This window comes from Stenotrophomonas sp. YJH_SMC_81 (assembly GCF_059370875.1).
On the sequence record NZ_JCAFUB010000001.1, the window covers coordinates 46,271 to 65,563 of the forward strand.

Genomic DNA, 19,293 nt, shown 5'->3' on the forward strand with positions numbered 1-19,293 from the left:
CGGACGAGGGGTTCGTGATGTTTAGACGGAGGCTTCGGCCTCCGTCCTTTTATGCGGAGAAGCGTGCCGACCAAGGAAGGTCGGCACCTACCGGGCGATGTGAGCGTGCCGACCGAGGTTGGCACCTACCGGACAGGGGGCGCGTGCCAACCATGGTTGGCACCTACCGGAAAACCTGATCCGCCGGTCAGGCCAGGTTGAAGCCGGCGCTGCGCGCCAGGCCGTCGAAGTCCGGGAAGGACGTGGCGACATTGGCGATGTCGTTGATGCGCACTTCGCCGTTACTGATCTGGCCGGCAATGGCGAACGCCATAGCGATGCGGTGGTCGCCGTGGCTTTCGATGGTGCCGCTGCCCAGGCGCACGCCCCCGTGCAGGGTGGCACCGTCTTCAGTTTCGTCCACCTGCATGCCCAGCGCGCGCAGGCCGGTGGCCATCGCTGCGAGACGATCGGATTCCTTCACCCGCAGCTCGGCGGCGCCGGTCACCACGGTCTGGCCTTCTGCAGCAGCTGCCGCCACGAACAGCGCCGGGAACTCGTCGATCATGTCCGGCACCAGTTCTTCCGGAATGCGTGCGCCCTTCAGCGGGGCGTAGCGCACCACCAGGTCGGCCACCGGTTCACCGCCCTGTTCTGCCGGGTTCTCTTCGGTGATGTCCGCACCCATCAGGCGCAGCGCATGCAACAGGCCGGTGCGGCGCGGATTCAGGCCGACCTGCTTCAGGCGCAGCTCGGAACCGGGAATGATGCTGGCGGCGACCAGGTAGAACGCGGCCGAAGAGAAATCGGCGGGCACCACGATATCCGTGGCGCGCAGGCGCTGGCCACCGCGCAGGCGGGCCTTGCCCGGCGAAAACGCGATGTCCACGCCGAACGCGGACAACATGCGCTCGGTGTAGTCGCGGGTCGGGTGCGGTTCGGTCACGCAGGTTTCGCCCTGCGCATACAGCCCGGCCAGCAGCACCGCCGACTTGACCTGCGCACTGGCCACCGGCGAGGCGAAATCGATGCCGTGCAGCGCTTGGCCACCATGCACGTGCAGCGGCGGTGTGCCGTCGTCCTGGGTGTCGATCCTTGCGCCCATCTGCGACAGCGGGCCAGTGACGCGGCGCATCGGGCGGCCGGACAGCGATTCATCGCCGATCAGCGTGCAGTCGAACGACTGGCCCGCCAACAGGCCGGCCAGCAGGCGCATGCCGGTACCGGCATTGCCGCAATCCAGCGGTGCATCCGGCGCCTTCAGGCCATCGATGCCGACACCGTGCACGACGCGCTGCGACGGGCTGGGCGTTTCGATGCGCACCCCCAGCTGGCTGAAGATGCGCGCGGTCGCGCGGGTGTCCTCGCCTTCCAGGAAGCCTTCGATGTGCGAGGTGCCATCGGCCAGCGCGGCAAACATCACCGAGCGGTGCGAGACCGACTTGTCGCCGGGAATGGTCAGGCTGCCCTGCAGCGGCTGGCCCTTGCGGGCTATCCAGTGTTGCGCGTTGCTCATCGTTCGATCATTCCGTAAACACCGGCAGCGCCGGCGATGCATCAGGGAGCGGCGGCTGTTGCCGCCGCAGCAGCACTCAGGGCACGGCCACCGGATAGGAGCCCAGCACCTTGATCTGCGCCGAGTGCGCTTCCAGTTCGGCCAGCGCGGCCTGCATCGGCGCGTCGTCGATGTGGCCGGCCAGGTCGATGAAGAAACCGTACTCCCACTTGCCGTGGTGTGACGGCCGCGACTCGATGCGGTTCATGCTGATGCCGTGGCGGGCGAACGGGCTGAGCACGTCGAACAGCGCACCGGGCTTGTCATGGATGAACACCAGCACCGAGGTGCGGTCGTGGCCGGAGGTCGGGAAAATGTTGCGGCCCACCACCAGGAAGCGGGTGGTGTTGTCGGCATCGTTCTGGATCGGCTTGGTGACCACCTTCTTCAGGCCGTACACGTGGCCGGCACTCTCGCCGCCGATGGCCGCCGCGTCGTCGGCGTTGCGCGCACGGCGCGCGCCTTCGGCGTTGCTCGACACCGGAATCTTCTCGGCCTTCGGCAGATTGGCGCGCAGCCACGCCGAGGTCTGCATGAACGACTGCGGGTGCGCGTAGATGCGCTCGATGTCCTCGATGCGGCCGCTGCGCGACATCAGGTACTGCTGCACGCGCAGTTCCACTTCGCCGCAGATCTTCAGGTTGGAGGTCAGGAACATGTCCAGGGTGATCTGGATGGTGCCCTGCCCCGAATTCTCCACCGGCACCACGCCGAAATCGGCGTTGCCCGCTTCCACTTCCTGGAACACCTCTTCGATGCTGGCCATCGGCAGGCCCAGCGCGGAGCGGCCGAAGTGCTTGAGCACGGCCTGCTGGCTGAAAGTACCTTCCGGGCCGAGGTAGCCGATCTTCAGCGGCTCCTGCTGGGCCAGGCAGGCCGACATGATCTCGCGGTAGACGTGCACCAGCAGTTCATCGCTGAGCGGGCCTTCGTTGCGGTCCACCACCATGCGCAGCACCTGCGCTTCGCGCTCGGGGCGGTAGTAGTCGACGGCGGCGGCGAGCTTGCCCTTGGCCTTGCCGACCTGGTGGGCGAAGCGCGCGCGCTCGGCGATCAGGCTCTGGATGTCGCGGTCGATCTGGTCGATCTTCGAGCGCACATCGGCCAGCGCCAGCGGCGCCAGGGTGGGTGCCGGGTTCGAGGTGGCCTTGGCCTTGCCCTTCGCCTTGGTGGGCACGCTGTCCTTGGCCGGTTCGGCCTTCTTCGGCGCCTTCTTGCTGGATTTGCTGCTTGCCATCGGAATTCCTTGTTGCGGGGAACGCACCCGACGGTGCGCGCCGTTCATTGCTCAGCCGTGACGCTGCTGGAAATCGGCCATGAAGGCGACCAGCGCCTCGGCCCCGGCCAGCGGCATGGCGTTGTACAGCGAGGCACGGATGCCACCGACGACCTTGTGCCCCTTCAGCGCCAGCAGGCCAGCGGCCTTGGCCTCGGCCACGAAGCGGGCATCGAGATCGGCATCGGGCAGGAAGAACGGGATGTTCATCCGCGAACGGGCCGCGTGTGCAACCTCATTGCGGTAGAAGCCGCCGGAGCCGTCGATGGCGCCGTACACCAGCGCGGCCTTGGCGGCATTGCGCCTGGCGAACTCGGTCACGCCGCCCTCGGCCAGCATCCACTTGAACACCAGACCGGCCAGGTACCAGTTCCAGGTCGGCGGGGTGTTCAGCATCGAATCGCGGGCGACATGCGAGCGGTAATCGAAGATGTCCGCGCGTGGCTGGCCACTGCGCTCGAGCAGGTCGCGGCGGATGATCATCACCGCGATGCCGACCGGACCCAGGTTTTTCTGCGCACCGGCATAGATCACGCCGTAGCGGCGCACGTCCAGCGGCTCGCTGGCAATGGACGAACTGAAGTCGGCCACCAGCGGCACATTGCCGGTATCGGGCACATCACGGAACTCGACGCCGTGGATGGTCTCGTTGGCGGTGATGTGCACGTAGGCGGCATCCGGCGAGAGCTGCCAATCGGCGTGCGGCGGCAGCGTGCGATAGCCATCGGCCTCGCTGCTGGCGGCGATGTTGACGTCCACGTAGACACCGGCCTGCCTGACCGCGGTCTTGCCCCAGTGGCCACTGACCACGTAGTCGGCACGCTGGCCGGGGGCGGCGAAGTTCAGCGGGATCAACGCCTGCTGGGTGGTGGCACCACCGGACAGGAACAGCACCGCATAGTCTTCGGGGATATCGAGCAGGCGACGCAGGTCGGCCTCGGCCTCGGCGGCCACGGACATGAATTCCGCGCCGCGATGGCTCATTTCCACGATCGAAGCGCCGGACCCGTGCCAGTCCAGCATTTCCGCCTGCGCCTGACGCAGGACCGATTCCGGCAAAGTCGCAGGGCCGGCACTGAAGTTGAACGCGCGCGTCATGTCACACCTGTGGGGCAAGACCCCTAGTATGCCGCAGTGCACCAGCCTTGCGGCCTTGTGCGGCAAGGGAAATTTGGTTTCATTGGAATCCATCGGCAACGCGACCGGGTAGTGCCGGCCGCTGGCCGGCAACCTCACGGATTCAGGGGCGGCGGTTGCCGGCCAGCGGCCGGCACCACCGTCAGCGCGCGCCGAACCAGAGCAGCAGGCTGAGCAGCGCGGCCAGCAGCAGCGCACTGACCAGCAGCCACGGCCAGCGCCGCACCCTGCGCGGCGCAGCCGGCAGCACCGGCGCCTGTTCCACGTCCTCGCCCGACTCGTCCTCGACCGGCAACGACCGTCGGCGCGGATCATGCGGCACTTCCAGCACGAAACGGTGCTGGCCATCGAACACCACCTGGTCGCCGGCCTGCAGCCAGCAATGGCGCACGGCCACGCCATTGACGCGGGTGCCGTCGGCACTGCCGAGGTCGCGCAGCAGCACGCGTTCGCCGTGCACTTCCACGCGGGCATGCTGCTCGGCAAAAGCCGGGTCATCGATGGCGATGTCAGCCTCGTTGCCACGCCCGATCAGGCGGGCCCGCGACAGGGTGAAGCTGCGGCCATGATGGAGGCCGCCGACACCGCGCAGCAGCCGCTGCTGCTCGTCGCTGCCATCTTCGGTTTTCGGCGCAGGCGCCTGCAGCAGACTTTCGACCTCGCCCTGCAGGACCATCTCCACGCCATCCACATACACCGCATCGCCTGCACGCAGCAGGGCCATCCTGCGTACCGGGCGACCGTTGACGTGGACGCCGCGGATGCCGTTGCCGACCTGCAGCCAGAGGCCGCGATCATCCATGCAGAACTGGGCCAGCAGCAGTGCGCCGTGGCCGGGATCTCCGAGCCGCACGCTGCCGTTGGCCTGGCGCACGATGCGCTGCACCCCGGGCCGCAAGGGCTGGTCGGGCTGTTGTTGTTGACTGAAGTGAACAAGCAGGTTCTGCACGCGGCGCAGACTAGCAGGTTGGTCGCCAACGAAGAAGAACCCACGATGAGTGCTTGGCGCGGCGGCCCTTGATGCGCACAATGCTTGCCCTCTTCGACCTACCCCGCCCTGCGCCAGGAGCCTGCATGTCCACCATCGATGTCCGCCACGCCCACGCCCTGCCCGATGCACAGGCGCGCGCCGCGATCGAACAGGTCGCTGCCAAGCTGTCCGAGCGCTTTGGCCTGAAGTCGTCCTGGACCGCCGACGTACTGAACTTCTCCGGCAGCGGCGTGGACGGTGCGATCGAACTGCAGCCGGGTGCCGTGCGCGTAACCGCCAAGCTGGGCTTCCTGCTGTCGGCGATGAAGGGCATGGTCGAAGGCGAGATCCAGCGTGTGCTGAAGGAAAAGCTGGGCTGAACCCCGGCGGCGGCCGTCACGGCCGTGCAACGCCGGTGCGCGCTACTCTCGGGGTCAGGCCCAACTCCCACGGGAAGTGCGATGAACCACTACGAGAACGACGACCGCCGCAACGACGATGCCTCTTTCAGTGACCAGGCCGAGCGCTTCTCGCGCAAGCTGAGCGATTCGGCCCAGCAGGTCTGGCTGGCCGGGTTGGGTGCGCTGGGTCGCGCCCAGGCCGAGGGCAGCCGCTTCTTCGATGGCCTGGTGAAGGAAGGCGAAGCCTGGGAAGCCCGCCGCCGTGAACGCAACGGCGACCAGGGCCCGGGCTGGCGTGACAATGTCGAGACCTCGCTGGACGAGGCCCGCGAGAAGGCCTCCGGCACCTGGAACAAGGTGGAGAAGGCCTTCGATGACCAGGTGCAGGGCGTACTCAAGCGCCTCCATGTACCCACCGCCGACGAAGTGACCGCACTGGAGGCCCGCATTGATGCCCTGCACGCGCGCCTGGCCAAGCTGGAAAACCGCGCCGCGTCCGGCACCGACGCCCCTGCTCCGGGCAGCCATCAGTCGCCGGGCAGCGTGCCCTGAGCGCAATTGTTGCAACGCAATAAAAATTGATTGACAATCGCGAGCAACCCGCCAATCGCTTCGGCTGCCGTTTGTTCCCTCCCCTCACGGCTTCAGGATTGGCGGGTTTTTCGTGCCCGCTGTACGCCGATCTGCGCGCTCCATCACGCTTTCTGTCAGGAACATCCTGACCCGGCCAGGCACCGCGACCTTTACACTGTCGTTCTCCGCTTTCGCCCCTTCCGCCCTACTCCTGCATGCTCCCCTGGATCCTGGCCCTGCTGTCGGCCCTGCTTAGCTGTTCCCTGGCCGTTGTCTATCTGTGGTGGGTCAAGCGGCGGCAGAAGGAGATGCAACTCGGCCTGCAGGCCCTGGCGGGCATGCATTGGCGCGAATTCTCGGTTCTGGTCAAGCGCATGCTGCGCGAACAGCGCGGCCTGCGTGAGCTGATCGATCCGGCGGAAGAAGCCCGCGAGCCAAGCAGCGATTTCATGCTCAGCGATGGCCCCAACCACTGGCTGGTGTCGTGCAAGCATGGCCTGGCCTACCGCATCGGCACCGCCGCAGTGAACGAGCTGGGTGCGGCCGCGCGCCTGGCCGGCGCCAAGGGCGGCGTGCTGCTGACCGAAGGCCGCATCGAGCGCGGCGGCCGCAGCGCCGCCGAGAAGCAGGCGGTTGAAGTGCTGGACGGCCCGCGCCTGTGGCCATTGCTGCAGCCTTACCTGCCCGGCGATATCGAAGCACGCGTGCGCGCCAGCGCCCGGCACGAAGCGCTGCGCCGCATCGCCATCGCCGCACTGGGTTCGGCAACGCTGGGGCTGCTGGTTGGCCTGGGCCTGCAGGGCCTGCGTGTGGAAGAGGCCGCGCCGGTTGCTGCGGCACCGGTGGTGGCGACGCCTTCAACCGCGCCTGCGGCGGAACCTGCTGGCACCACGGCAGTGCTCCCGGCCGCCCCTTCACCCGCGGCTGCCGTCGCCCCGGCGGCCGACGCGCGCAGCAATCCCAATCCGGATGCGGCCACGCTGGAGCGCTTCCAGGCCGATCTGGCCCGCGCCCTGGCCGGCAAGCCCGGCATCGCCAGCGGTGTCTGGCTGACCCGGCAGACGCTGGCGATCAACCGCACCGGTGAACTGGAAAAGGTCTGGCCGCAGGTCTGTGAGGAAGTGCTGCACTACCCTGCCCTGCGCAACGTGCGCATCCAGCTCAACGCCCGCCCCGGCGTGGATGAACCCGTACGCTGGCGGCAGTGCGCTACGTATTGATGGGGCAACATCCACGCATGGCGTGGATCTACTGAATCCCGCGCCATGCGTGGATGCCTTTGCAGAGTCGAGCCACGCTCGACTCATCGCGCAACGCGCGAACAGCAGCCGACCATGGGCTGGGCTCTACAAGGCGCCCGCTCAGCCCAATGCTGCGAGATGGGCGATGTAACTGGAGCGGGATTCGCCGGCCGCCCTGGCCTGCGCATCCAGCCTGGCCAGGATGCGACGCGGCAGGCTGATGTTGACCCGCTCGATGGTGTCGTCCAGCAGAGATGGATCAATGCAGATGTAGGCAAGAATCCAGGCCGTACCACTGGGAGCCTCGGCGACGATCTTCTGTGGCGCAGAAGGACTGGGAATCGAGCGCCCCTCATCCAGGGCCGCATCGATCCAGGCAAGCGCAGACTCCTCGGCCGCGCTGAGTGCATCGTCAAGCGTGTCGGCTGCCGAGAAGCACCCCGGCAGATCGGGAACGATGACCCCCCACGCGGTGCGTTCATCGCCGGCCTCAATCAAGACTGGATAGCGCATGGGACCTCCTACGTCAATCCTGCGAGCTTCCGCAACGCCTGAACCAGCCCCTTGCCCAGATCCTTTCTGGGGTGAGGCACGGTGATGATGTGAGGCCACTGCGGGTGCACGAATACATGATGGGATCCGCGAATCCTGCAACAGGTCCAACCTGCCGCCTCCAGATCCCGGATGAGGTCCCTGCTCTTCATGCAGGGACGACACATCGTACACACGCACCAACAGAGTTCAAGACGACAGCCGTACCGGACCAGTAGATCCACGCCATGCGTGGATGGAATCCCTAGCGAGCGCCCGGCGCGAAGCGCGCAACCAGGTCCCAGGCATCCCCCAGGAACACCTGCCGCACGCGGGTGATCGGCTGTTCACCGCGCCAGGTCAGGCGCTCGATCACCAGGCATGCGGTGCCCGGCTTCACCTCCAGCAGCCTGGCGGTAGCGGTATCCGCACCCCAGGCACTGATGCGATGCTGCGCGCGCGTCCAGGACACGTTCTGCAGCAGCCAGCTGCCCGGCGCGGTGGTACTGAAATCGACTTCCAGTACCTCGGGCACGCCCACCGGACTGATCAGGCGATGCTCCAGCGCCAGCGGACGGCCATCGGCCAGGTGCAGGCAGCGCATCGCCAGCAGCTTCTCGCTGCCGGCCAGCTCCACTTCACCGGCATTGCCGGTGTCGGCCAGACGCAGCTCGCGCTGCAGCAGGCGGTACGCGTACTGATGGCCGCGCGAACCGACCTCCATCGCGATATCGGGAATCTCCAGCGCCACCTGTTCCAGGTGCGGCGGCTGACGCGCCACGAATGAACCGGCGCGACGGCGGCGCTCGATCATGCCGCTCTCGGCCAGTGCGGTCAGCACCTTGTTCACCGTCATCCGCGAGCAGCCGTATTGCTCCATCAGCTCGTGCTCGTACGGAATACGGAAGCCCGGCGCCCACTCTCCGCTGAGGATGCGGCTTTCCAGATCGCTGCGGATACGCTGGTTGAGCGTGGCGGACTTGCTTGCCTTCACGTAATGAGGTCCCGGTGGCGGAGGCGATCAGCCCAGCACGCCGCGCAGGGCGGCGGCGAAGGCGGTGGTGATCGCCTCGCGCTGCAGGTGGCGGCCCTCGGCCACGCACTGGCGGCCATGGCGCCAGACCGATCGCAGCGCGCCATTACGTGCGGCGAACACCCAGCTGTCAAGCCATGCGTCATCCTGTCGCGCCTGCAGCGCCGGGTGCGCGGCGTCCAGTTCGACCAGGTCGGCACTGGCACCGACCTGCAGGCCAGCGGCCACGCCCAGCGCCTGCGCTCCACCGCGCAGTGCGCCTTCGAACAGGAAACCACCGGTGCTGCGGGTGGCATCCGGCGCCAGCACGTTGCGTCCGCGCAGGGTCAGCCGCTGGCCGTATTCAAGCAGGCGCAGTTCTTCAGCTGCATCGATCAGCACATTGGAATCGGAACCGACACCGAAGCGCCCGCCCTCGCGGGCGAACGCCTGCATCGGGAACAGGCCGTCGCCCAGATTGGCTTCGGTGATCGGGCACAGGCCGGCCACAGCCTGGCTGGCGACGATGGCCGCGCGCTCGTCATCGGTGATGTGGGTGGCATGCACCAGGCACCAGCGCGCATCGACCGGTGCATGGTCGTACAGCCACTGCACCGGGCGCTGGCCGCTCCAGGCCAGGCAGGCCTCGACTTCACGCACCTGCTCGGCGATATGGATGTGCACCGGGCCGTCGGTCAACGGCAGCAACGCGCCCAGTTCCTCGCCGGTGACCGCACGCAGGCTGTGCGGTGCAATGCCGAGCACCGCATCGGGCAGCGCGGCCAACGCCGGCTTGGCGGCGTCCAGCAGCTGCGCGAAACCGTCCACGTCGTGGATCAGGCGGCGCTGCGCCGGATTCGGCGGCGCGCCACCGAAATCGGCATGCGCGTAGAACACCGGCAGCAGGGTCAGGCCGATGCCGGTCTGATCGGCCGCAGCGGCAATCCGCGCGCTCATCTCGGCGCGGTTGGCATAGGCATGGCCCTCGGCGTCGTGGTGCAGGTAATGGAATTCGCCGACGCGGGTGAAGCCGCTTTCCAGCATTTCCATGTAGGCCTGGGCGGCGATGGCCTGCACCGCATCCGGGCGCAGATGGGCCAGGAAGCGGTACATCAGCTCGCGCCAGCTCCAGAAGCTGTCGCCGTCACCGCCGCCGATCTCGGTCAGGCCGGCCATGCCGCGCTGGAAGGCGTGGCTGTGCAGGTTGGGCAGGCCCGGCACCAGGATGCCGACGCGGGTGTCACCGCCCTGCGCGGCCTGCCCCTTGCTGATTGCCGTGATGCGGCCGTCCCGCACCTGCAGGCGGACATCGCGGGCCCAGCCCTCGGCCAGCAGGGCGTGGGTAGCATGGAAACTGAGCAGGGAACGCGAATCGGACATGGCTGGACAACCCGAAATGGACGCCTATATTGTATAGACATATAAGCACAGCCGCGTTGTGGATGCCATGCACGTCGATACCCTCTGGTCCAACGTCCACCTGATCACCCTCGATGGCGAGGGCCTGGGTGTCATCCGCGATGGCGTACTGGCCTGCGCCGAGGGCCGCATCGTCCACGTCGGCGCTGCCGGCAGCGATGCGCACCTGCAGCCGACCACCCGCATCGACGGTGAAGGCCGCTGGATCTCGCCGGGCCTGATCGACTGCCACACCCACCTGGTCTACGCCGGCAACCGCGCCAACGAATTCGAGCAGCGCCTGCAGGGCGTCAGCTATGCCGAGATCGCCCGTGCCGGCGGCGGCATCGTCTCCACCGTGCGCGCCACCCGCGCTGCCACCCCGGAACAGCTGGCCGCCGAAAGCCGGCCGCGCCTGCTGGCGATGCGCGCCGAAGGCGTGACCACGATCGAAATCAAGTCCGGCTACGGCCTCACCCTGCCCGACGAGCGCAAGCAGCTGCAGGTGGCGAGTGCACTGGGCGAGGAATGCCGGGTCAACGTGGTGACCACCTTCCTCGGCGCACACGCGACTCCGCCGGGCCGCGAGGCACAGGAATACGTCGACGAGGTGTGCGAGGTAATGATTCCGGCCATTGCTGCCGAAGGCCTGGCCGAAGCGGTGGACGTGTTCTGCGAGAACATCGCGTTCTCGCCCGCGCAGGCGCGGCAGGTGTTCGAGGCCGCCCGCGCGAACGGGCTGGCGGTGAAGATCCACGCCGAGCAGCTGAGCAACCAGCACGGTGCCGAACTGGCGGCCAGCTTCGGTGCACTGTCGGCCGACCATATCGAACATCTGGACGATGCCGGCATCGCCGCGATGGCCGCCGCCGGTACCGTCGCCGTGCTGCTGCCTGGTGCTTTCTATTTCACCCGCGATACCACCCTGCCGCCGATCGCCGCGCTGCGTGCGGCCGGCGTGCCACTGGCGCTGGCCACCGACAGCAACCCGGGCACCTCGCCGCTGACCAGCCCACTGCTGGCGATGAACATGGGCGCCACCCTGTTCCGCCTGACCGTGGATGAGTGCATCGCCGGCTTCACCCGTGAAGCGGCGCGCGCACTGGGCCACGGCGAGCGCATCGGTCGCCTGGCCGCGGGCATGGACTGCGACCTGGCGATCTGGGACATCGATGCGCCCGCTGACCTGGTCTATCGCATTGGATTCAACCCGCTGCACGCGCGCGTGGTGCGCGGGCAGCCCGACCTGCCTGCCTCCTGGAGCAACACATGAGCAACACCCTGGTTCTTCGCCCCGGCCATGTCACTCTCGCCCAGTGGCGGCAGGTCTATCGCGGTGCGCCGCTCGCACTGGACCCGGCCGCCCTGCCGGTGGTACGCGCCAGCGCTGCGGCGGTGGCCGCCATCGTCGCCAAGGGCGCACCGGTGTATGGCATCAACACCGGCTTCGGCAAGCTGGCCAGCGTGCGCATCGAGCGCGAAGACCTGGCCACCCTGCAGCGGAACATCGTGCTCTCGCATGCCGCCGGCGTGGGCGAGCCGATGCCGGCCAGCGTGGTGCGGTTGATGATGGCGCTGAAGCTGGTCAGCCTGGCGCAGGGTGCATCGGGCATCCGCGAGGAAACCCTGCTGCTGCTCGAAGGGATGCTGGTCAAGGGCGTATTGCCCGTGGTGCCGGCACAAGGCTCGGTGGGTGCCTCGGGTGACCTGGCGCCGCTCTCGCACCTGGCCAGCGTGATGCTGGGCGTCGGTGAAGCCTTCATCGGTGACGAGCGCCTGCCGGCGGTCGATGCACTGGCACGTGCCGGCCTGCAGCCGATCGAACTGGGAGCGAAGGAAGGCCTGGCGCTGCTCAACGGCACCCAGTTCTCCACCGCCTACGCGCTGGCCGGCCTGTTCGAGATCGAGACCGTGTTCCAGGCGGCACTGGTCGCCGGCGCGCTGTCGGTGGAAGCGGCCAAGGGCTCGGACACGCCGTTCGACCCGCGCATCCACGCCATCCGCGGCCAGCGCGGACAGATCGCCACCGCCGCGACGCTGCGCGCGCTGATGCACGGCTCGGAGATCCGCGAATCGCACCGTGACAACGACGTGCGCGTGCAGGACCCGTACTGCCTGCGCTGCCAGCCGCAGGTGATGGGCGCGGCGCTGGACATCCTGCGCCAGGCTGCGACCACGCTGGAAATCGAAGCCAATGGGGTGTCCGACAATCCGCTGGTGTTCACGGATACCGGCGAAGCGTTGTCCGGTGGCAACTTCCACGCCGAGCCGGTGGCCTTCGCGGCCGACATGCTGGCGATGGCGGTGTGCGAGATCGGCTCGATCAGCGAGCGCCGCCTGGCGATGCTGGTCGACCCTGCGCTGTCCGGCCTGCCTGCATTCCTGACCCCGCGCCCCGGCCTGAATTCCGGCTTCATGATTCCGCAGGTGACCGCCGCCGCGCTGGTCTCGGAGAACAAGCAGCGCGCCTACCCCGCCAGCGTTGATTCGATCCCGACCTCGGCCAACCAGGAAGACCATGTGTCGATGGCCGCGCATGGCGCGCGCCGGCTGATGCAGATGGCCGAGAACGCCGCCAACGTGATCGGCATCGAGCTGCTGGCCGCTGCGCAGGGCTGCGACTTCCACGCCCCGCTGCGCTCCAGCGCCGCGCTGGAAACCGTGCGCGCCACCCTGCGTGCGCAGGTGCCGACGCTGGAAGAAGACCGCTACTTCCATCCGGACATGGTGACCGCCACGAATCTGGTGCGCAGTGGCGCGCTGGCGCAGGGCCTGACCGACCTGCTGCCAACCGTGGAGCCGCAGGCATGAATACCCATCCCGAATGGCTGACCGTGCACGAGGGCGACGCCCCCCTCATCGTCAGCTTCCCGCATACCGGCAGCGAGCTGCCGCACGATCTGATCGGCGACTACCACTCGCCGTGGCTGGCCCGTCGCGATGCCGACTGGTGGGTGCACGAGCTGTACGACTTTGTGCGTGGCATGGGCGCGACCACGGTGCGCTCGGCGATCTCGCGCTCGGTGATCGACCTCAACCGAGACCCCAGCGGGGTCTCGCTGTACCCGGGCCAGAACACCACCGGCCTGTGCCCGCTGACCACCTTCGACAACCAGCCGCTGTACCACGCCGGACACGAACCGGATGATGCAGAAATCGCCCGTCGCCGCGACACCTATTTCCTGCCTTACCACGATGCGCTGGCTGCGCAGATCACTCGCCTGCGCGCGAAGTTCGGCACGGTGGTGGTGTACGACGCACATTCGATCCGCTCACATATTCCGCACCTGTTCGACGGCGAACTGCCGCAGTTCAACCTGGGTACCGCTGGCCCGTCCGGCGCGCCGGACACGTCCTGCGACAACGCGTTGAGCGACGTGGTGGAGAACCTGCTGAAGATCAGTGGCATGAGCCAGGTGCGCAACGGCCGCTTCAAAGGTGGCTGGATCACCCGCCACTACAGCAACATCGCCGGCGGTGTGCACAGCCTGCAGATGGAGCTGGCCTGCCGCGGCTACATGCACGAACCCCTGCCAGATCAGGTGGACGAGCACAGCTGGCCCACCCCGCTCGACCCCGACCACGCCGCACCGCTGCGCCACACCCTGGCGCAGGTGCTCAACGCCTGCCTCGAATTCGCTACGAACCGGAGCGCCGCATGACCCGCAACGACCCGTCCCGCACCCTCGCCGCGCCGACCGGCACCACGCTGAACGCCAAGAGCTGGCTGACCGAAGCGCCGCTGCGCATGCTGATGAACAACCTGCACCCCGATGTGGCCGAGCGCCCGCAGGAACTGGTGGTGTACGGCGGCATCGGCCGCGCCGCACGCGACTGGGAGAGCTTCGATGCCATCGTCGAAACGCTCAAGCGCCTGGACGATGACCAGACCCTGCTGGTGCAGTCGGGCAAGCCGGTGGGCGTGTTCCGCACCCACGCTGATGCGCCGCGCGTGCTGATCGCCAATTCCAACCTGGTACCGCGCTGGGCCAACTGGGACCACTTCAACGAGCTGGATAGGAAGGGCCTGGCCATGTACGGCCAGATGACCGCAGGCAGCTGGATCTACATCGGCGCGCAGGGCATCGTGCAGGGCACCTACGAAACCTTCGTGGAAATGGGCCGCCAGCATTTCGGTGGTGACCTGACCGGCAAGTGGCTGTTCACCGGTGGCCTCGGCGGCATGGGCGGCGCACAGCCGCTGGCCGCGGTGATGGCGGGCGCCTCCTGCCTGGCCGTGGAGTGCCGCAAGAGCAGCATCGACATGCGCCTGCGCACCGGCTACCTGGACACCTGGACCGACAATCTGGATGAAGCGCTGCGCCTGATCGACGAATCGTGCAAGGCCGGTACGCCGAAGTCCGTGGGCCTGCTCGGCAACGTCGCCGACGTGCTGGCCGAACTGCTCAAGCGCGGCGTGAAGCCGGACCTGCTGACCGACCAGACCTCCGCGCACGACCCGGTAAACGGCTACCTGCCGCAGGGCTGGACCGTCGAGCAGTGGGACGAAAAGCGTGTTTCCGCCCCCAAGGAAGTGGAAAAGGCTGCGCGCGCGTCGATGGCCAACCATATCCGCGCCATGCTCGGCTTCCACGCACTCGGCGTACCGACCGTGGACTACGGCAACAACCTGCGGCAGATGGCGCTGGAAGAAGGCGTGGGGAACGCGTTCGACTTCCCCGGGTTCGTGCCGGCCTACATCCGCCCGCTGTTCTGCCGCGGCATCGGCCCGTTCCGTTGGGCCGCACTGAGCGGCGATCCGGAAGACATCGCCAAGACCGATGCCAAGGTGAAGGAACTGATTCCGGACAACCCGCACCTGCACCGCTGGCTGGACATGGCTGCCGAGAAGATCAAGTTCCAGGGCCTGCCGGCGCGCATCTGCTGGGTCGGCCTGGGTGATCGTGATCGACTCGGCCTGGCGTTCAACGAGATGGTCGCCAACGGCGAACTGAAGGCGCCGGTGGTGATCGGACGTGACCACCTGGACAGCGGCAGCGTGGCCTCGCCGAACCGCGAAACCGAAGCAATGGCCGATGGCTCCGACGCGGTGTCCGACTGGCCGCTGCTGAACGCCCTGCTCAACACCGCCAGCGGCGCGACCTGGGTCTCGCTGCACCACGGCGGCGGCGTCGGCATGGGCTTCTCGCAGCACGCCGGCATGGTGATCGTCTGCGACGGTACCGAGGCAGCGGCGAAGCGGATTGCCCGCGTGCTGTGGAACGACCCGGCGACCGGCGTCATGCGCCACGCCGATGCGGGGTATGACATCGCGATCGACTGTGCGAAGGAAAAGGGACTGGATCTGCCTGCGATCCTGGGCTGATCGCAGGGGTGCCGGCCCGCGGCCGGCTCTCCCTGATGCGGGAATCGGTGCCCTTGACCCGCTCTTCCGTCGTGACCACCATGCGCCATCACCGCTGATGGATCACCGCGATGTACCGCACCTTTGCTGCTGCATTGCTCTGCGTCCTGTTCGCTGCTCCGCCCGCATCAGCGAATGATCTCTCCGCCGGCCTCTCTACCCAGCTCGACGCCCAACTGCAGGTCAACCGCGAGCGCTACGGCATTGCCGGCCAGGCGGTACTGGTCGCCCACAACGGCCAGGTGCTGTACCAGGGCGCCAGCGGCGAATGTGATCGCGCTACGCACACACCTGCCACCGTCGATTCCATCTTCGCCGCACAGTCGATGGCCAAGCTGCTGACCAGCACACTGGTGATGCAACTGGTCGATCAGAGCAAGGTGGATCTGGATACACCGGCCAGCCGCTATGTGCCGGACCTGCCTGCAGCATGGCAGGCAATCCACGTGCGTGATTTCCTCAACCACAGCTCCGGCATCGGCGAGTACTACGACCGGGTGGATAACCGCTGGGTGAGCACGGGCTACCCCGGTGTAGCGCCTGACCTTGGCACTGCGCTGAAGGTGGCCGGCGCTGCACCGATGCAGTTCGCCACCGGCAGCCGCGTGCAGTACACCCAGGCCAACTACCTGGTGCTGACGGCGTTGCTGGAAGCGCACTACCGCAAGCCCTACCCGGCCATCGCGCGCGAACGCATCCTGCAGCCATTGAAGATGGCCAGCACCTCGTGGGGCGTTGCCAGCGTGCCGGCCCGGCGCGCGGCGGTGCCGTACATCGGCAAGGATGGCCAACTGCAGCCTGCCAATGAAGATCCCTGGCCGGACTACGGCTGGGGCCATGCCGATCTGCAGACCACCGTGGGCGACATGAACCGCTTCCTGCAGGCGCTGGCGACCAGCAAGCTGGTGCGCACGGCGACCCTGGAAAAGTTCTGGCAGCCGCAGAAACTGAGCGGTGGCGGCAGCAATTTCTTCTCCACTGGCTGGGACACCACCCGCAGCGACGGCTATACCCAGGTCGGCCATGATGGCGGCACCCGTGTACGTGCGCGGCTGGCCTACAAGGGCACGCTGGCCGACGGCTACTGGGTGTTCGTGTACCTGACCAGCGGCAGCGCCCGCAATGTCTGGTCCAGTACCTTGGTGGAGAGCACGATGGCGATGGCCGCGCCGCAGGAGTTTCCGCACGCGGTGCTGTCCGAGCGGCTGGTTGCGTATGCGCTGGATGATGATGCAGGCGCCGCCCAGGCGATACGCAGCTGGTTGCGCGATAACAACCGGGTGACGGGCAGCGAGCTGGAACGTGCGATCAACGCCAGCGGCTATGCCATCCGCCAGAGCCTGGGTGCACGCAGGGCGTTGAAGGTATTCGCCCTCAACACCGAGCTGTATCCGGATTCGGCCAATGTGTGGGACAGCCTGGCCGAGTGTCATGCGGCATTGGGCGAGAAGGAAGCAGCTGATCAGCTCTACGCAAAGTTGAAGACGCTGGCGAAACCCTCGCCATAAACCCTGCTGTAGAGGCAAGCCCATGCTCGGCTGCTCTTCTCCGCGATGGCAGACAACCCGCGCTGCACGCGATTAGCCGAGCGTGGGCTCGGCTCTACAGGAACACCGCGGGCGGCCATACGCCGCCGGTGGGTGACGTGGCGCCACCGACCTGTTAACTTTCGCGCCACCTTACCGGTTTACAGCATTTCCGCATGTCGCTTTCGTCGTACCGCCCCACCCCGTCGCTGTTGTTCCTGGCCGTTTCCCTCGGCCTCGCCTCCACCGCCGCTGCAGCCCCGCAGGCCACCACGCTGGATGCGGTGCAGGTCACCGCTGCTGGCGATGCCAGCGCGCAGGCGCGCGAGACGCTGAAGCGGGTGCCCGGCGCCAGCAACGTCATCGACGTGGCCAATGCCGACAGCCGACTGTCCTCCAGTGCGGATGTGCTGGCCTATCAGCCGGGCATCAGCGCGCAATCGCCGGGCAACGAGGGCACCAGGATCTCGATCCGTGGCTCGGGCATCAACCGCGGGCCGGGCGCGCATGCCTCAGGCATTGCGGTATCGATCGACGGCCTGCCACTGACCGGCCCGGGTGGCACGCCTTACGAACTGCTGGAACCCCTGTGGCTGTCGCGCGTGGAAGTCCTGCGCGGCGCCAACGGCTTCGAGCGCGGCGCGCTCGCGCTGGGCGGTGCCATCGACTACGTCAGCCGCAGCGGCCGTGATTCGGCGGGCGTGCAGCTGCACTACGAAGCCGGCAGCCGTGGCTACCAGAAGCGCGGCCTCAGCTGGGGCGGCGTCAACGGCGATGTTGACTACTTCCTGGCCTACACCGATACCGAGTTCGACGGTTACCAGCGCCATGCGCACGGCGACGGCAAGGGCGCGATGGCCAACATCGGCTGGCAGATCACGCCCGATCTGCAGACGCGCTTCTTCGTGCGCTACCGCGAAACCAATCACGAAACACCCGGTCGCTTGACCCGCGACCAGATCCGCAACGATCCACATGCCGCGAATGCGGCCAACCTGGCCATCGATGCGCGCCGCCCGCAGCCGGGCAGCACCTGGGTGGGCAATGTCACCACGCTGCAGATCGATGAGGACTCGTCGCTGCAGGCCGGGCTGGTCTACCACACCTACCCGATGGACTTGAACGAGAGCCTGTATCGCCAGCAGCTGGACTACGCCAACCTCAACGCCACACTGGACTACCGCCGCCGCCACCGGCTGTTCGGCCTGGACAGCGAGACCACGGTCGGCCTGCGCGTCACCCATGACCTGGACGCCGATGTGCGCGAGTCGCTGCGCTTTGCCAGCAACGGCTATGCCGCCGGCACGCGCACGCGTGACTTCCGCCACCACGGCACCGACAGCACGCTGCACGTCAGCAACACCCTCGCCTTCAATGATCGCCTGCGCATGCAGGCTGGGCTGGCACTGATCAACACCCGCCGCGATGTGCAGGTGACCTGGCCGAGCAGCGGCGGCCGCCTGCGCGAGCAGGACTGGGACTACGCACCGCGACTGGGCTTCACCTGGCAGCACAGCGCGCAGACCCAGTGGTTCGGCAACCTCAGCCGTTCAGTGGAGGCACCGCATCCGTGGTCGATGATCTGGGGCTCGAACCAGTACTTCGGGCCGGGCAATGGCCCGTCTACCGGCCGCCAGCGCGCGCCGGTGCCGATGCAGAACCAGACCGCCACCACGCTGGAACTGGGCGCGCGCGGTGACGCGGCGCTGGGCCGCTGGGAACTGACCGGCTACTACGCCCACGTGAACCACGAACTGCTGAGCGTCGAACTGCAACCGCTGCCGAACCTGTTCATCGCCGAGAACAATGCCAGCCCCACCGTGCACCGCGGTATCGAGGCCGGATTGGACAGCACGCTGTGGCAGGCTGCACCGGGCCGCCTGTCGCTGCGCCAGGCGTATACCTTCAGCGACTTCCGCTACCGCCACGATGCACGTTTCGGCAGCAACCGCCTGCCCGGCCTGCCGCGCCACGCCTACCAGGCCGAGCTGCGCTTCGATCATGCATCCGGCCTGTACGCGGCACTGAACACCGAATACGCCTCGCGCATCGCGGTGGACTATGCCAACAGCTACTGGGCCGACAGCCATGTGATCTTCGGCAGCCGCATCGGCTACGACGCCCCCGGCGGTCGCTGGCAGGCCTGGGCGGAGATGCGCAACATCGGCAACCGCCACTATGCCGCCACGGTCACACCGGGCTACGACGATGCCGGCAGGGATGTCGCCCGCTCGACACCGGGCGAAGGTCGTGGCGTCTACGCAGGTGTGCGCTGGCGCTTTGATTGATGGCAGAAGGCGGCGCCGGGCGTGATCCGGCGCCGCCGTTC

General features: G+C 67.5%; 17 protein-coding genes. 9 read left to right on the forward strand and 8 right to left on the reverse strand.

Translation table 11 applies throughout. The features are described 5' to 3' along the window. Positions 1 to 187 precede the first annotated feature (187 nt). From aroA to AC5P8U_RS00245, 4 genes are all read right to left on the reverse strand, one after another. A complete protein-coding gene (gene aroA / locus AC5P8U_RS00230) occupies positions 188 to 1,495 on the reverse strand; it encodes a 3-phosphoshikimate 1-carboxyvinyltransferase (RefSeq protein ID WP_072168115.1) in 1,308 nt (435 codons plus the stop codon). A 76-nt stretch (positions 1,496 to 1,571) separates the two neighbouring features. Further along, entirely contained in the window at positions 1,572 to 2,771 is a 1,200-nt protein-coding gene (gene pheA / locus AC5P8U_RS00235) for a prephenate dehydratase (protein ID WP_005417297.1), read from the reverse strand. A 51-nt stretch (positions 2,772 to 2,822) separates the two neighbouring features. Continuing rightward, on the reverse strand, positions 2,823 to 3,908 hold the full coding sequence (gene serC / locus AC5P8U_RS00240) for a 3-phosphoserine/phosphohydroxythreonine transaminase (RefSeq protein ID WP_088497904.1): 1,086 nt from the start codon (positions 3,906 to 3,908) through the stop codon (positions 2,823 to 2,825). Positions 3,909 to 4,089: 181 nt separating this feature from the next. Then, entirely contained in the window at positions 4,090 to 4,896 is an 807-nt protein-coding gene (locus tag AC5P8U_RS00245; RefSeq protein WP_088496097.1) for an FHA domain-containing protein, read from the reverse strand. A 125-nt stretch (positions 4,897 to 5,021) separates the two neighbouring features. Here AC5P8U_RS00245 and AC5P8U_RS00250 point away from each other — a divergent pair, with 125 nt between their 5' ends. From AC5P8U_RS00250 to AC5P8U_RS00260, 3 genes are all read left to right on the forward strand, one after another. Then, the gene (locus AC5P8U_RS00250; protein ID WP_005417302.1) at positions 5,022 to 5,297 is read left to right on the forward strand and encodes a polyhydroxyalkanoic acid system family protein; all 276 of its coding nucleotides are present in this window, start codon (positions 5,022 to 5,024) and stop codon (positions 5,295 to 5,297) included. Between the two features lie 81 nt (positions 5,298 to 5,378). Then, positions 5,379 to 5,870: a phasin family protein gene (locus tag AC5P8U_RS00255; protein WP_447897186.1), complete on the forward strand. Its 492-nt coding sequence runs from the start codon at positions 5,379 to 5,381 to the stop codon at positions 5,868 to 5,870. 236 nt (positions 5,871 to 6,106) lie between these two features. Beyond that, on the forward strand, positions 6,107 to 7,111 hold the full coding sequence (locus AC5P8U_RS00260; protein WP_088496098.1) for a restriction endonuclease: 1,005 nt from the start codon (positions 6,107 to 6,109) through the stop codon (positions 7,109 to 7,111). Positions 7,112 to 7,252: 141 nt separating this feature from the next. Here AC5P8U_RS00260 and AC5P8U_RS00265 read toward each other — a convergent pair whose 3' ends face one another. The 4 genes from AC5P8U_RS00265 to AC5P8U_RS00280 form a co-directional block, all read right to left on the reverse strand. After that, positions 7,253 to 7,645, reverse strand: a complete 393-nt coding sequence (locus AC5P8U_RS00265; protein WP_005417308.1) for a type II toxin-antitoxin system HicB family antitoxin — start codon at positions 7,643 to 7,645, stop codon at positions 7,253 to 7,255. An 8-nt stretch (positions 7,646 to 7,653) separates the two neighbouring features. Further along, positions 7,654 to 7,851, reverse strand: a complete 198-nt coding sequence (locus AC5P8U_RS00270) for a type II toxin-antitoxin system HicA family toxin (RefSeq protein WP_343124706.1) — start codon at positions 7,849 to 7,851, stop codon at positions 7,654 to 7,656. A 77-nt stretch (positions 7,852 to 7,928) separates the two neighbouring features. Further along, entirely contained in the window at positions 7,929 to 8,657 is a 729-nt protein-coding gene (gene hutC / locus AC5P8U_RS00275) for a histidine utilization transcriptional repressor HutC (protein ID WP_072168119.1), read from the reverse strand. 27 nt (positions 8,658 to 8,684) lie between these two features. Then, positions 8,685 to 10,055, reverse strand: coding sequence for a formimidoylglutamate deiminase (locus tag AC5P8U_RS00280; RefSeq protein ID WP_072168120.1), 1,371 nt, complete (start codon positions 10,053 to 10,055; stop codon positions 8,685 to 8,687). A gap of 67 nt (positions 10,056 to 10,122) precedes the next feature. Between AC5P8U_RS00280 and hutI the strand changes: the two genes are divergently transcribed. The 6 genes from hutI (at position 10,123) to AC5P8U_RS00310 (ending at position 19,252) form a co-directional block, all read left to right on the forward strand. Continuing rightward, the gene (gene hutI, locus AC5P8U_RS00285) at positions 10,123 to 11,346 is read left to right on the forward strand and encodes an imidazolonepropionase (RefSeq protein WP_072168180.1); all 1,224 of its coding nucleotides are present in this window, start codon (positions 10,123 to 10,125) and stop codon (positions 11,344 to 11,346) included. Beyond that, on the forward strand, positions 11,343 to 12,884 hold the full coding sequence (gene hutH / locus AC5P8U_RS00290; RefSeq protein ID WP_072168121.1) for a histidine ammonia-lyase: 1,542 nt from the start codon (positions 11,343 to 11,345) through the stop codon (positions 12,882 to 12,884). Before hutI ends, hutH begins: the two co-directional genes overlap by 4 nt. Further along, on the forward strand, positions 12,881 to 13,735 hold the full coding sequence (hutG, locus tag AC5P8U_RS00295; protein ID WP_447897188.1) for an N-formylglutamate deformylase: 855 nt from the start codon (positions 12,881 to 12,883) through the stop codon (positions 13,733 to 13,735). The genes hutH and hutG overlap by 4 nt, the downstream gene beginning before the upstream one ends. Continuing rightward, on the forward strand, positions 13,732 to 15,399 hold the full coding sequence (gene hutU / locus AC5P8U_RS00300; protein WP_438914489.1) for a urocanate hydratase: 1,668 nt from the start codon (positions 13,732 to 13,734) through the stop codon (positions 15,397 to 15,399). The genes hutG and hutU overlap by 4 nt, the downstream gene beginning before the upstream one ends. Before the next feature lie 110 nt (positions 15,400 to 15,509). Continuing rightward, positions 15,510 to 16,946 carry a serine hydrolase domain-containing protein gene (locus AC5P8U_RS00305; protein WP_334271427.1) on the forward strand — a complete coding sequence of 479 codons (1,437 nt, stop codon included), beginning with the start codon at positions 15,510 to 15,512 and terminating at the stop codon, positions 16,944 to 16,946. A 194-nt stretch (positions 16,947 to 17,140) separates the two neighbouring features. Continuing rightward, positions 17,141 to 19,252, forward strand: a complete 2,112-nt coding sequence (locus AC5P8U_RS00310; protein ID WP_447897189.1) for a TonB-dependent receptor family protein — start codon at positions 17,141 to 17,143, stop codon at positions 19,250 to 19,252. Positions 19,253 to 19,293 lie beyond the last annotated feature (41 nt).

Bases quoted from the DNA above. Each gene is read 5' to 3' on its own strand.
- aroA (WP_072168115.1), bottom strand. From the start codon at position 1,495: ATGAGCAACGCGCAACACTGGATAGCCCGCAAGGGCCAGCCGCTGCAG.
- pheA (WP_005417297.1), bottom strand. From the start codon at position 2,771: ATGGCAAGCAGCAAATCCAGCAAGAAGGCGCCGAAGAAGGCCGAACCG.
- serC (WP_088497904.1), bottom strand. From the start codon at position 3,908: ATGACGCGCGCGTTCAACTTCAGTGCCGGCCCTGCGACTTTGCCGGAA.
- AC5P8U_RS00250 (WP_005417302.1), top strand. From the start codon at position 5,022: ATGTCCACCATCGATGTCCGCCACGCCCACGCCCTGCCCGATGCACAG.
- AC5P8U_RS00255 (WP_447897186.1), top strand. From the start codon at position 5,379: ATGAACCACTACGAGAACGACGACCGCCGCAACGACGATGCCTCTTTC.
- AC5P8U_RS00260 (WP_088496098.1), top strand. From the start codon at position 6,107: ATGCTCCCCTGGATCCTGGCCCTGCTGTCGGCCCTGCTTAGCTGTTCC.
- AC5P8U_RS00265 (WP_005417308.1), bottom strand. From the start codon at position 7,645: ATGCGCTATCCAGTCTTGATTGAGGCCGGCGATGAACGCACCGCGTGG.
- AC5P8U_RS00270 (WP_343124706.1), bottom strand. From the start codon at position 7,851: ATGTGTCGTCCCTGCATGAAGAGCAGGGACCTCATCCGGGATCTGGAG.
- AC5P8U_RS00280 (WP_072168120.1), bottom strand. From the start codon at position 10,055: ATGTCCGATTCGCGTTCCCTGCTCAGTTTCCATGCTACCCACGCCCTG.
- hutI (WP_072168180.1), top strand. From the start codon at position 10,123: ATGCACGTCGATACCCTCTGGTCCAACGTCCACCTGATCACCCTCGAT.
- hutH (WP_072168121.1), top strand. From the start codon at position 11,343: ATGAGCAACACCCTGGTTCTTCGCCCCGGCCATGTCACTCTCGCCCAG.
- hutG (WP_447897188.1), top strand. From the start codon at position 12,881: ATGAATACCCATCCCGAATGGCTGACCGTGCACGAGGGCGACGCCCCC.
- hutU (WP_438914489.1), top strand. From the start codon at position 13,732: ATGACCCGCAACGACCCGTCCCGCACCCTCGCCGCGCCGACCGGCACC.
- AC5P8U_RS00305 (WP_334271427.1), top strand. From the start codon at position 15,510: ATGTACCGCACCTTTGCTGCTGCATTGCTCTGCGTCCTGTTCGCTGCT.
- AC5P8U_RS00310 (WP_447897189.1), top strand. From the start codon at position 17,141: ATGTCGCTTTCGTCGTACCGCCCCACCCCGTCGCTGTTGTTCCTGGCC.